General features: G+C 45.8%; 14 protein-coding genes. 2 read left to right on the forward strand and 12 right to left on the reverse strand.

Annotated elements, in window-relative coordinates:
* Together BLR65_RS30085 and BLR65_RS23830 are read left to right on the forward strand one after the other, a co-directional pair.
* A partial coding sequence (locus tag BLR65_RS30085; RefSeq protein WP_218130666.1) for a hypothetical protein occupies positions 1 to 187 on the forward strand: 187 nt, incomplete at its 5' end.
* A 219-nt stretch (positions 188 to 406) separates the two neighbouring features.
* Complete coding sequence (locus tag BLR65_RS23830; RefSeq protein WP_093796657.1) at positions 407 to 673, forward strand: helix-turn-helix domain-containing protein; 267 nt, start codon at positions 407 to 409, stop codon at positions 671 to 673.
* Between the two features lie 431 nt (positions 674 to 1,104).
* Here the strand turns inward: BLR65_RS23830 and BLR65_RS30090 are convergent, their stop codons facing one another.
* From BLR65_RS30090 to BLR65_RS23890, 12 genes are all read right to left on the reverse strand, one after another.
* Complete coding sequence (locus BLR65_RS30090; protein WP_093796658.1) at positions 1,105 to 1,335, reverse strand: hypothetical protein; 231 nt, start codon at positions 1,333 to 1,335, stop codon at positions 1,105 to 1,107.
* Positions 1,336 to 1,444: 109 nt separating this feature from the next.
* Positions 1,445 to 1,600: a PPC domain-containing DNA-binding protein gene (locus BLR65_RS30095; RefSeq protein ID WP_176772800.1), complete on the reverse strand. Its 156-nt coding sequence runs from the start codon at positions 1,598 to 1,600 to the stop codon at positions 1,445 to 1,447.
* Positions 1,594 to 2,739 (reverse strand): gluconate:H+ symporter, encoded by a 1,146-nt coding sequence (locus BLR65_RS23840; RefSeq protein WP_211285188.1) that lies wholly within the window; start codon positions 2,737 to 2,739, stop codon positions 1,594 to 1,596. Before BLR65_RS23840 ends, BLR65_RS30095 begins: the two co-directional genes overlap by 7 nt.
* Positions 2,708 to 4,081: a hypothetical protein gene (locus BLR65_RS23845; RefSeq protein WP_093796659.1), complete on the reverse strand. Its 1,374-nt coding sequence runs from the start codon at positions 4,079 to 4,081 to the stop codon at positions 2,708 to 2,710. Before BLR65_RS23845 ends, BLR65_RS23840 begins: the two co-directional genes overlap by 32 nt.
* Before the next feature lie 318 nt (positions 4,082 to 4,399).
* Positions 4,400 to 6,325 (reverse strand): sigma-54-dependent Fis family transcriptional regulator, encoded by a 1,926-nt coding sequence (locus BLR65_RS23850; RefSeq protein WP_093796660.1) that lies wholly within the window; start codon positions 6,323 to 6,325, stop codon positions 4,400 to 4,402.
* A gap of 382 nt (positions 6,326 to 6,707) precedes the next feature.
* A complete protein-coding gene (locus BLR65_RS23860) occupies positions 6,708 to 7,478 on the reverse strand; it encodes a DUF7973 family transport facilitator (protein WP_093796662.1) in 771 nt (256 codons plus the stop codon).
* A 29-nt stretch (positions 7,479 to 7,507) separates the two neighbouring features.
* Complete coding sequence (locus tag BLR65_RS23865; protein ID WP_093796663.1) at positions 7,508 to 8,059, reverse strand: BMC domain-containing protein; 552 nt, start codon at positions 8,057 to 8,059, stop codon at positions 7,508 to 7,510.
* A gap of 20 nt (positions 8,060 to 8,079) precedes the next feature.
* On the reverse strand, positions 8,080 to 9,411 hold the full coding sequence (locus BLR65_RS23870) for a 4Fe-4S dicluster domain-containing protein (RefSeq protein ID WP_093796664.1): 1,332 nt from the start codon (positions 9,409 to 9,411) through the stop codon (positions 8,080 to 8,082).
* Positions 9,412 to 9,447: 36 nt separating this feature from the next.
* Complete coding sequence (locus BLR65_RS23875; protein ID WP_093796665.1) at positions 9,448 to 10,884, reverse strand: aldehyde dehydrogenase family protein; 1,437 nt, start codon at positions 10,882 to 10,884, stop codon at positions 9,448 to 9,450.
* 12 nt (positions 10,885 to 10,896) lie between these two features.
* Entirely contained in the window at positions 10,897 to 11,877 is a 981-nt protein-coding gene (locus BLR65_RS23880; RefSeq protein ID WP_093796666.1) for a cob(I)yrinic acid a,c-diamide adenosyltransferase, read from the reverse strand.
* Positions 11,874 to 12,164: a EutN/CcmL family microcompartment protein gene (locus BLR65_RS23885; protein ID WP_093796667.1), complete on the reverse strand. Its 291-nt coding sequence runs from the start codon at positions 12,162 to 12,164 to the stop codon at positions 11,874 to 11,876. Before BLR65_RS23885 ends, BLR65_RS23880 begins: the two co-directional genes overlap by 4 nt.
* A 17-nt stretch (positions 12,165 to 12,181) precedes the next feature.
* The gene (locus BLR65_RS23890; protein WP_093796668.1) at positions 12,182 to 12,976 is read right to left on the reverse strand and encodes a flavoprotein; all 795 of its coding nucleotides are present in this window, start codon (positions 12,974 to 12,976) and stop codon (positions 12,182 to 12,184) included.
* Positions 12,977 to 12,987 lie beyond the last annotated feature (11 nt).

Here is a 12,987-nt window from a genome sequence, read left to right on the forward strand (position 1 = left end):
TCAAGGACTTGGCAAACTAGCAGTTCGTGGTAAGCATAAGGTCAGCGCTGTAGTTGGTCTCAAAATAATCGGGCATAATTTCCAGCAATTCATTACCTATCTAGCCAGAAAAACCAAGGAAACAATCAAGCAGGTAGCTACGTCATTTCCTACAACACCACCTCAAGGGGTTAGTCTGTCCTTTTAACAGACGAGTAATAATTAGATCATTAATTTTAGGGGTAAGTAGCTTGGAGATGCAGCGACATATATACGTAATAGGAAAAGATGTGGCTGTAGCCGATTTAAAATTTACAGCAACAGTGATAACAAGGTCATAAATTAACTTTTCGCAGTACAATCATATCATTATATTTGAAATTTTAATCAATAATCCACGAATATAATAAATTATGAGGTGAACCATGTGCAGGAAAACTTTTTAGAAAAATACCGGAAAATTGGCAGACGAATTGCTTTCTATCGTAATAAACGCGGTCTATCGCAAGAAGCACTCGGCGAAAAGATCAACTATAGCAAAAGCTATATAAGCAAAATTGAGGCTTCAAATTCAGATGTTACCTATTCATTAGATATCTTATTCGCAATAGCTGCCGGCTTACAGCTTGATCCAGTAATATTTCTTTTACCGATTAATGAGGAGAATTTTGATAAATATAGGACGGATAAATAAAATGACAAGAGTGTAAAATTAAGTGTGTAAATTCGAAAGAACTTATGCGCTTATTTTTTTGTGAGTCAGGTGGCGTTTCTCCAACCAACACTTAAATTTGGACGAATAACGGTGAAGGCCGCCACCAATTAGGTTAAACAAACAGACGCGCCTGCGAATACCTAATTTCGCAAATAACAAAACCCAGGCTTGACAGAATTTTCCGTCTTGCTGGGTTTTTCTTTTACCATTCAGGCGCAAGTAGGAGCAAGCAGGGGAGAAGCAAGTAGGGACGGTTCTAGAAGCAAGTAGGGACGGTTCTAAACTTGCTATCACTATTTTTGAGTATACGACTTACCTTAAATTCACTGATTTCCCCAAAAGCTGGCCAATCTGTTTTAACGCAATCGACGAATTTTTTCTTATCTCTTTGATAACCGCATTCCTTTGTCCTATATTTTCGACAAGTTCTTCAAAAGTAACCATTCTTCGGCTTGGGTTATATTAAAAATATTTTTACCGTGTCGCCTATTTCCTGTAAGTATGTCATCTTCTACGTCCATGATTATTAAGTCAAGCTCTTCTTCCGCAACGTAATCCATATATTTTCTTACAGTAGAATGTCTCGATTTCGAAAGAATACTTAAAATTCTACTACTGTCTATTTCCTTAATGCCAATCAATAGGCAAGTCAAGAACCGTCCCTATTTGTCCCCTAAACCAACCGACAAGGCTATTCCTTGCCGGTTGGTTTATGCATAGGTTGAATGCATTCACATCTTGTGTTCGCTTTCAGTTGCTAAATTCAAACAGATTGAGACCAATTTCTTTACTGAATTTTCTGCCCACCCGGCCATTGATCACATCCAACACTAATTCGCAAGTCGCGCCCACCCAGGCGGCGTTCAAATGGCCACCAAAAGCCTGATACGTATGATCTGTCAGCATAATATGAAAATGGGCATACGCTTCACCCTGCATTTGATAGCAACGGTTGCCGAACCTACCGCAATTCTTAAAGTAGCAGCGATTATCCAGGCAAGAACAATAGGAGAAATATTGAGGCCCGCTGTCATTGCGGTAATCGCCTTGCCAACCCCGGCATCGACGATAACTTGTTTAAAAGCACCGCCGGCCGCAATAACCAAAATGATCATGGCAATAGATTTCACAGAAACACCCATACTGGCAACGACTTCTTCTAATTTTTTACCACGGTTAGTCCCAAGCGTAACCATACTGACAAGAACGCTGAGCAGTAACGCAATCGGTGCATCGCCAAAGAAATGAAGATAAACCAATATGGGATCTTTTTTAGACAGTGTAAGATCGCCCAAAGTACTAATAGCCATTAATAGGATAGGAATCAAAGCAGAGAAAATGCTAACTCCAAATCCCGGCATTTCTTCCTCTTTAAAGACCTTAGTTGTTACCAGACCGGCAGGAATCGAAGCTTTGGCCGATAACACAAAGTTTGTTCTTGAATAAAAAATCCCCACAATCACTGCTGCCGGAATGGCAATAAGAAGCCCTAATAACAAGGTATGTCCCATGCTGGCGCCAAAAATGGTACTTACTGCTGCCGGCCCGGGATGGGGAGGTAAAAAGCTATGCGTTGTAGATAACCCAATAACGGCAGGTAAACCAACATACATGAGCGGCAAACCGGTTTCAGCAACAATCGTATAGATAATCGGAATTAAAACAATAAAGCCTGCTTCGAAAAACATGGTAATGCCAACAATAATGGAAGTAACAATCATGGCCCACTGAACATTCTTTTTCCCGAACATGTTAATAAAGGTAGTTGCTATCCGCTGGGCAGCTCCGGAATCCGCCAGCAGCTTGCCCAGCATAGCACCAAAGGCAAGAATAAGAATTAAACTGTTTAATTGACCGCCTATACCTTTATAGATCGAAGCAGTAACACTGCCTAAAGGCATCCCCTCCAGTAATCCGACAATCAACGATACGAGAATGAGTTTATTTCGTATACCCGGTAAATACGCATCATCTGTCGCAACACTTGCATCAAACATTGCAGTCACAATAATCTTATGCCAGCCATTGCCCCCAGAAATAAGCAAAACAGATACCCATAGCAAAATAGATCAGACTATATCGCCAGTTCCAAGTAAGGGACACATCACTTGCTTTTGCGCCAACAAATTTTCCTATAGTCATAATTACACCGGCAAAAGGTGAGACCATATAAGAAATGCTTCCCCCCAATGCCAGACATAAAGCAACCGTTATCGACGAAAAAGGTAAATTGAGTACGGTAAGAATCTTACCAAACATTACGATTGTGATGAAAGGATGAATAGCCAGCACAGCTGCGGCTACCACCAGCAGCGGAATGGCAATAATAGCGAAGGCCCCCAACCAGCTTGCGAAACACTGCAATTCAACCTGGATACCCCCCAATATTCCTGATTGCTCCAGAGCTGTGGAAAAAATCCCCATAGCGACAAAAAACGGAGCTAAATCACCTGCTTTTATAACGCTGCTTCGCCAATAATCCCTGATCGCTGTTTTTAATACCGGCTGGTGAAAAAACAGGGATAACCAAGATAACCCGATGATAAGCCCGGCGAGAAGAATGCGGTTGGAAGAATTGCCAACATGCAGTTTATCCAAAATCAAAGTGATCAGAATGAGCCCCAGGACAACCCAAATAATATGGTCTGCCTTACCCCGTTCCGCTGCCGCATCATTTGTCGTGGCCTGGGCAGCTGAAGCAAACTGGCTTTTTTGTACAGTTTCAAAGGATTTTCTTTCTAACAGATAAGCTAGCAATATCCCTAGCAAACTGAGTATTACACCAGGCACAAAAACCGCAGACCAAGCTACCCCTGTCGCCTGTACCACTAGAAAAAGATTGATGGCTCCCGGAGCCCATAACGAGGCAAGTGCATAGCCGCGGGAAGTAGCGGTCGCCAGGAATCTTTCATACTCCTGAACCCGCCCTTTTAAGGTTTTCTCCATCAAAGCTATCACAACCGGAATGGCTCCAAACATTAAAAAGCTGGTAAAAACATGTGTTGCCGCTGTTGTGAATAAAAAAAGTCCATCCTCACTTTTGCAAAACCGATTCAGCCAGTAGCGGATAGCGCTGTTATATTGACCCACTTGGATTGGTATAGAAAAGATCTGCATCATAACAAGGATGGCAATGACATTTGTCAGGGTACCGGCGGCCATTAGCCAAATAGATAATGGTTCATGAAAATAAAGCAGCATCGCCGAACCACTTATCAGAAAGGTCAGTGTTGCCTTTCTATAGCTTTTCCCCATTATTGCCAGGCCGCTTATTAAAACAATAATGGCACAGATTCCGGTAACCATTGTTAAATTTACGCTGACAAACGGGTTAACTATATGAAGCCATACTAAAAACCAAACAGCAGTCTTAAAAATCAGAGTCATACGTGATCATCCACTTTCGTTATCTAAAAAAAATTCCGAATCACTAGTTACAAGCCACCTCTCCGTTCCAGCCAATTAATTACAAAACTGCGCCACACCACCAGCTATGCGTCACACTAATTATCCGGACGGCTAAGTGAATATTGCATTCGCCCCTTTCGTTATGATCGAACAACTCAGATTTCCGGTTTTGTATGCATACAACTCTTATTATTGCAACAAACATGCCAATTGCGAAAATCATGTATTTTCGCAATTATTGAATAAAAAAGCCTGCAACATAAGTTGCAGGCTGCAATATTTATTGCAAAACCTGCACTACACGTTGCAGGTTTTTTGTAATTGAATATTATAAGATTTTAGTTTCCGATATAGTGTGCTACGATTAATCCCGAGCCGTTTGGAAGCTTCTTTTTGATTATAATTTGTCTCTTTTAAAATGCGTAAAATCGTTGTTTTTTCTAAACATTCCTCTTCTTCTGCGGCCGGCGGAAAAGTTTTTTGTGTTTGGGGGGCAAGCGAAATATCCAACATTGTTTCCATAAAATCAGCCGTAATAACTTTCTCCTTAGAGACAATCACAATCCTTTCCATTACATTCAAAAGTTCCCGGATATTTCCCCGCCATTCATAACCGTTAATCAGTTCTTTGGCGCCTGCCGATAGCGCTGCTTCCCGCTGAAATTTTTTATTAAATACACTGATAAAATGTTCAGCCAGAATGCCGGCGTCGCCGCTTCGCTCTTTAAGCGAAGGCAACGGCAGAGGAAGAACATTGATCCGATAATAAAGATCTTCCCTAAAATCCCCGCGGGCAACTAACTGAGCAAGCAGCTTGTTGGTTGCGGCAATAATTCTGACATCGACCGGCAAGTACTTATCATCGCCCAACCGCATAATCCGTTTTTCCTGAATCACGCGCAATAGAGACGTTTGCGCCAGCTTGTTCATTTCCCCAATTTCATCAAGGAATATGGTGCCACCATGCGCCAATTCAAAAAAACCAACTTTTCCTTTTTTATTGGCGCCGGTAAACGCGCCTTCTACATACCCAAACAATTCACTTTCTAAGATAGTTGCTGGAATGGCGCCGCAATTTACGGCAACAAACGGACGGTTTTGCCGTTGACTGGCATTGTGAATGCTTTGGGCAGATAGTTCCTTGCCTGTTCCCGATGCTCCCTGAATTAAAACAGTGGCATCAATATGCGCATAGTCTTCTGCCATTTGCTTCACTTTAGCAATTTGCGACGAAATGCCAATAATGTCATTAAAATGATACTGCGCCAGCAGGCCTTTGGTATAAATTTTTTTGCGAATCGTAGCTTCCATCTCAACAATTTGTCCGATATCTTCCAGTGTAATCATAGCGCCGATAATACTGCCGTCAATATCAATTGGAATAATGTTGGCCATAAATTTTCGGCCTTGAAATTGAACAAATTCACCCCGGCAGACTTTCCCCTCCTGCAAACAGGCATCCAAGGGGATCTCGGGATAAATTGTTACCAAGTTTTTCCCCTTAACCTGGCTTAAGGGGAATCCTACAAAACTTTCTGCCGCCGCATTCATAAATTCAATCCGTTTATGCCGGTCAATACTAAAAATCCCCTGCACCGAATAATCGATCATGGCGCGAAACTTACGCATTCGCTCTTTTTCCAACTGACGGGCAAAAGATACCCGTTCAGCCTGTAAAAAGGCGGTCCGCAGTGACTCTTCGCCTGATGTCAGCAGGATTGTCTTGAGTCCTTGTTTGGCGGCAATTTTTGTTGTACGAATCCCACCAATCAGAATATCCGGCTGATCATTGAGGACGCTTTGTATAGTCGGAGATATCTCCTTTTCCGATTTTAATAAATAGACCTTAAGCTGAAAATCCATAACCTTGGCGAAAACCTCAATACTGCGGATCATGTTCTGGAAGGCCATAATGGCAACTTTAGGATTTTCTCTCTTAGTAATTGCTTTAGCAGCCAGTAATGCTTCTGCCAGATCTTGAAAAGTAATCGGAATTTCCACGACAGGTACCTTAATTCCGGCTTTGGTAATCAATTCGGCAGTACCGCCGCGAGTAACGATTACATCGGCCCCCTCCCGTTCAACCTGTCTGGCAATAGCTATTCCCTGCGCTATGTCACCCGAAAAACATTCAAATTTGTTGGTTAGGCCTAAATCTTCGATAATCTTCTGTCCAGAGTCAAATATCTCCTGATAAGGTGCAATAAAAACGTTCTTTTTCATTTAACCACCTTTTTAAAAATTCCCATTTTTATGTTATATTATAAAACATCTCGCTCGGCAAACAAAATATTAAAAGAGAATTTCAACAAAAAGCTGAAGGAGGAAGACCGGAAAACCAGCCTGCATCCTTCAGCTTTTTTACCACCTCTGTAAATCCTTTTGCGCAGGTGAAACTGCCTGGCAAGCATATGGATTGCAATGATAGCCACACTTGGGGCATTTTTCATGTGTCGAATCAGCCGCTGTCCAGAGATAGCCGCACGCCGTACACTTAAAACCCGAAGTAGGTTTTTTCGATTTATTTACATGATATAAACTCATACCAGACAGTTTCGCTCCTTCTCTTAATAGAATCCCGAAGCCTAGTTTGCAAGGTCAATCTCTACTTAAAGAATAGCAGGACAATAGTCGTAAGTAAGGCAATTGTCAGCGCTGGCGGGTCCACATGCGTATTGCCGCTATTCATCGTTTTGCCGAAGAAATCGCCAATGAGCGCACCTAGAATTCCAAATAAGCCCCCTGTCCAGACGTTTCCTGCTGCCGCTGCGGCAAGCGCGGCCGGCAATGCCAGATGATGCGTTACCGGACCAACCCCCATAAACTGAAGAAACAGTAAAGATGTAGCGGCTACTCCGAAAGGCAATACAACGTTTTTGGTAACAATCGCAGCATAACCGGAAATTAGGCCGACGCCCAGCCCTAAGCTGATTAATAAGAGAGCTGTTTTTCCGTCCGGTATAGAATATCCACCCAATAGTTTTCTATTGCCAAATACTACTCTAGCAACTATACCGGACAGAGCAACGGTTAACGCTACAGTATCTGTCGGCGTAGCCATGCTGGCAAGCCATTTTTGCACTAATAATCCTGCTGCCCCAAATAGCCCACCCACTAACAAGGTTACGCCATCGTTTATTTTTACTAACGGCGCTAATATATTATTTCCCGCGTCCAAACCGCGCTTAGCGGCAAAGGCTGTAGCGGCTACGCCGCCCGCGAAGGCTATGTGCGGGCCAAAATATGGGCCAAAGGCCATATCCGGCATATTAGCTAATACAAGAATACCTGCCATGATAAAGGCAGGCAGCGCTCCCAGGGCCGCCCCTAATACTCCTCCGCCAAAGGCAGCTGCTAACTCAACCGCAGAATACATATTTTTTCCTCCTTTTTCCGGTTATGTAACTAAAACAATGCTTTATGCAAGGCGTGGTGCGGTGCCGCGATAACCAACTGATCAACAAGAAAGCCTTTATCCTGTATGGCCGCTGTGCCGGCACGTACAGCGGAGTTTACCGATGCTATCTCCCCAGTAAAAGAGACTATGGCTTTTCCGCCCATACCGCGTGCCAACCGTACTTCCATAAGTTCAATAGCAGCCGACTTAGCCGCCGTATCAGCAGCAACGATAGCGGCTGCCACGGAATAGGTCTCAATGACCCCTAACGCTCTAATGCTCTTTATTTCCGTACTGCCGGATATAGCTTTAAATATATCATCATGAATATTCGGCAGAACTGTCTCATCCACTATGTTTTCAGACCCGCCGGCGCTATGTCCGCTGCGCACCGCACTTTGTACGGCGCCAACATCGCCGGCAACCATAACTATGTATTTCCCCGGGCATAAAGGATTTGCCATAATTAATTCAACATTAGCCGCTTTGAGCATCGCATCGGCGGCTAATAGCCCTTTAGCGATATTTTTAATCTCCATTAACCCAATGGCACGTTTCATAGCTAGCTCCCTTCTTCTACTTAGATTGTTCGAATACCAATCCATCTGTCAATGTTATAAATTTGTCCCGCTATACTGGCATGCAGCATGGAACCTAAGGCCGCCCCATCAGGAATAACGGCTACCTTATCGCCTTTGTTTACACTTGTACCAATCTCAACAATTGGTTTAGAGGGAGCCCCTATATGCTGCGAGAGCAAGAGTCTTACGTCTTTTGCTACAACCGGTTCGGAACCTAACGGAGCCTTTACATCATACTGTTCCAACCCTAGGCGGTACAGCAAGCGCTTAGTGGGTATCCGGCGGTTCTCGCGGCCCAAATGTGCGCATTCCGGTTTGTTCGTGTTAGGGTTCTTTATGCCGGCCTTGCTAAACTGTCTTTTTAATTCAGCGTTTACCCGGCGTGGCGATAACCCCATGGTGCAGCCATAGGCTTCACACGCGCCGCATTCCGAACACAAAAAGGCTTTGGCAAGAACCTCCGGCTCATTCATTTGCCCACTGCCGATGGCCTGCATAATGCGATGGGGTTCCAGCCGGTGTCCAAGCAGATAGCGCGGACAAACATCTGTGCAGCCTCGGCAGTTGCAGCAAACAGCTTTGGCTCTATTGGCAATTACTGACCACGGCGTTCTCTTTTGCACAATTAAAGTATGCGCTGACGGCAGTAAAATAATCCCGCCTGTCGTTTTGGTAACCACGGCGTCCGCTGCAACGAGCCGCCCCATCATGGGACCACCGTCAATTATGGCATAATCATGGATTGCCGCCCCGCCAGCCAGCTGCAAAAGCTCGCCGACAGGCATGCCAATAGGAGCTTTCACCGTAATAGGATGATTGACGGCACCTGTCACGGTAACATACTTGTCAATAACAGGTTGTCCCTCCAAGGCATTGGCTACATTAACCAGGGTCTCAACATTGGCAACAACGACACCAACGTGTAATGGAATCCCGCCTTCGGGCACAATTCTCCCTGTCACCTCATGGACAAGAACTTGCTCGTCCCCCGCAGGGTACATATCGGGTAAAAAGAACAATTCAATATCTTGAGCGCCGCGCTGACCTAACGCTCTCTGTAAATTCGCCACTGCCTCTGCATACTTCTTCTTCAGGCCAATATAACCACGGCGAGCCCCGGTGGCTACCATAACGGACTGGAGACCTAAAACCAGCCGTTCGCTTTCACTGGCCATGATATTTTGATGGGCACGCAGCAAAGGTTCGCATTCGGCGCCGTTAACAATAATCGTATCTGCGTCGGCATTAACCTTTACGTAGGTGGGGAAACCGGCGCCGCCAGCCCCGACAATACCGGCCTCTTTAACTGCCGCAACAATTTTCTCGCGCACGCGTACACCTTCCCTCTTTTGGGCGTTAATCAGCTTTTACACTACCGACAGCGCATCAACAAGCACGCAGCGGCGCTGCCGGGTGAAGCTCCGGGCAGAGGTAAGTCCTTCACCGGTGGGCCCGGCAATGGTAAACGTTGTGAAACCTTCGCCCCCAACACCGATTCCTGCAAAAGAAGGAGCATTCTTTACAAAGATGGTGGTTTCCACCGCTTTGGCAAACCTAGTTAGGTTATCAACATTTCGGGAATGCATTACCGCAGTATGCCGGTTTCCATGTTCAACACTCACGGCCAGCTCGATAGCCTCCTGAACGTTATTTACTTGAATTACCGGCAGTACCGGCATCATCAGTTCTTCCAGAACAAAGGGATGATCAGCCTCGGTCTCGCAAATCACTGCGCGAATGTCATCAGGCACGTCAATGCCAATTTGCTTAAGTATGTACTTCGCGTCTTTACCAACAAATTTTTTGTTAACCGCGTACGTTCTTTTCGGCTTTTCCGTGCAGCCGGAAGCGGCCAATTCAGCATTCTCCGTAAGGACAACTTTCACAAGGCGATCAATATCCTGTCCTGAAATCAAATAGCCGCCATACTTTTGCATATAGGCGATCAATCGGTCAGCGATCGAACCAACGGCGATGACTTCCTTCTCCGCAATACAGGGCAAGTTATTATCAAAGGAACAACCAGCAATAATATCCTTGGCCGCCCTTTCAATATTGGCTGTCTCGTCAACAATAACCGGCGGGTTGCCTGCGCCTGCGCCAATGGCTTTTTTACCGGAAGACATCACCGCCCGCACCACGGCAGGACCACCGGTAGCCACCAGCATATTGATATGCGGATGGGCCATCATAGCGTTAGTTGCCTCTAAAGAGGGTTCAGCGACTGCCGTAAGTAAATTCGCCGGCCCCCCGGCGCTAATAATCGCCTCATTTAAAAGTCTAATTGTGTGCAGGGAAGTGTTTTTAGCCGTCGGATGCGGACTGAACACAACTGAATTACCGGCGGCAACCATACTGATACCGTTATTGATAACTGTCTCGGACGGATTGGTTGTGGGAGTAATAGCGCCAATAACACCATAAGGACCTCGTTCAATTAAAGTCAGGCCTTTGTCACCGCTCCACGCTTCGGTTTTTAAATCTTCCGTACCCGGAGTTTTGCGGGCTGCCAGTTGATTTTTAAGAACTTTATCAGCAACGCGGCCCATGCCTGATTCATTTACAGCCATTTCCGCCAAAATGGCAGCATTTTTATAAGCTGCCTCCCTCATGGCAGTGATCAGAACTTCCCTTTTTTCTATGGTGAGTTTACGCAGTTGTTTTTGCGCTAACCGGGCCGCTTCCACAGCTTCATCGATTGTTGCAAAAATCCCCATACCACGCGAACCTGAACCAGCTTCTTTTTGTACTTTGGCCATAACTTCAGCCGCAATGCGGGCAATAAGACTTTGGTCAATTTCCATATACGTACCCTCCTAAAATACAGCCAAACCGGCTTTGGCCACTAGAATATCCTGGTCTACAGAACCGCCGCTTACGCCAATACCGCCATAGAGAATCCCCTGGTCATAGATGGGAAGCCCGCCGCCAAACACAACTAACCGGCCATGGTGAGTCGTATTGATTCCGTAAAGTTCCTGTCCAGGAGTAACTAAGCTGGCAGCTTGCTCTGTCGGCATGCGTAGCGCAACGGCGGTATAGGCCTTATCTAACGCCAGTGATACGCTGGCCAGAAGTGAATTATCCATTCGTTCCTGAACAACCAGTGTTCCGTTAGCATCAACAATAGCCATAACCATAGCGATACCCATTTCCCGAGCCTTATGTCCGGCCGCGTCAATCATCTGTCTGGCTTTGGTCAAAACGGGCAGGCTGAGTTTTTCTCTATCATTACCCGGTACAGGCTCAAGGATGCCCCGTACCTTTTTAGTAATATTGGCAACCAGTTCCTCCTGCTCGACACATCTTGCCAGCACAAATAATAAGTCCGACAAACGGTTTAAGTATAAGGGAACCGGTGCAGAAACCCGCTCCTGCCGGCCCAGCGCAACAACACACCGCTCGGCTCGCCTGGTAATAGTCCTGGCCAAGTCAAGAGCGGCGCTGGCAGCGGTACTCCCGGGCGTAACGAAATATGGCTGGGGAATGCGACGCTCTTCCAGGGAATCAATTAACTTCTCAAGGCTGTTAATGTGATTGGGGGAAATTCGAAAGTCGGCATTATTCACCGCTTCCGCAGTTGCCAAATCAGCATTTAAAGCGATTAGTTCCGCTTGAATGTTGTGGATAATCTCTTTCGCCCAATCTTTCTCTATTAGGGATTTGGCCAGCCCCATGGCCGCATTGGCTTCATCCACAGTCCCATAGGCCTGTACTCTGGCGCTGTCTTTATAAACCCTTTCCTTACTTAACAGGCTTGTTAATCCCGCATCACCGGTCTTTGTATACACCTTCATGGTAGGCTACTCCTCAGTAAGTCTTTATTAATCTCCATATTGTCGACAATGCCAATTATGGCCGCATCCACGGCCGCGGCCGGATTGCCCAGAACGTGGCGGGCCGAACTGCCTTCGACGACAAGAACGGTTTCCCCCGTGCCCGAACCGATGGTATCTATGGCAACTATATACTTACTGCTGTCATTACCCCCTGTGAGAGGTTGTACAATTAACAGCTTGCTGCCGGTCAAACTCTCATCTTTGGGCGTTGCCACCAGTGTGCCAATTACTTTTCCTACCCACATACTTCTCTTCCTTCCGGCTATAAGTCCATTCGGCGTATGATATCAGCTTTTAGTTCCCGGGCAACATCCAGTGCCAACGGCGTTATAATCGCGTTTTCCTCAATAATGATAGTTTTTTCCCCTGCCAGTACGGCGTTCCGTACAGTTCCCGCATCAAGAACCTTTTTCTGTAAAGCCTTGTCCAAACCAGCCGGCTTTTGCGGCCGGAATAGTACCCCATGAACTTCCGCAGCCAGATCCTCGGCTCTGACAAGCCGGATGCCGTAGTTTTGTATTTTGTGCAGATTCTCTGCCAATACAGCCAACAGGGCCGGCTGTTTACACATACCTTTTTGCCGGCGTTCCTTATCATAGGGATCCGCGGCATTGACGGCAGCTACGACTGTTTTTCCCAGCATCAAAGCTTGCAGCACCAGCGTGGGCACCAGGGAATCAGCCAGAGTATAAGCGAGTTTAGCCGCCGTATTCTGCGTTAATACCGGCATAAGCACTATATCCGCCTCCCGCAGTTCTTTCCCCGGATAGGAAGAACGCGAGGTATGGACTTGCACAGCAGCACCGAGGATTTCTTTTATTCTGGTTACGCCGATTATACGTTCCGCAGCTGCGGATAAGACAACTGTCATCAACTTAACATTGTCTGCCTGAATGCTTTTTAATTGCGCTAAACTTGCTTCCAGCCCAATTGTACCGCCGGTAAAAATTGTCAGCGCTTGATAAATGCTCTTTTGATGAGCTTGGTTGGGATAACCCTGATTTTCAAGCTGTCTCAATACTTCCGCTGTGATTTGCTCCACGAGCTCATTGTCCACTGGTTCACCTC

It is taken from the genome of Sporomusa acidovorans (genome assembly GCF_900101845.1).
GTDB lineage: Bacteria > Bacillota > Negativicutes > Sporomusales > Sporomusaceae > Sporomusa > Sporomusa acidovorans.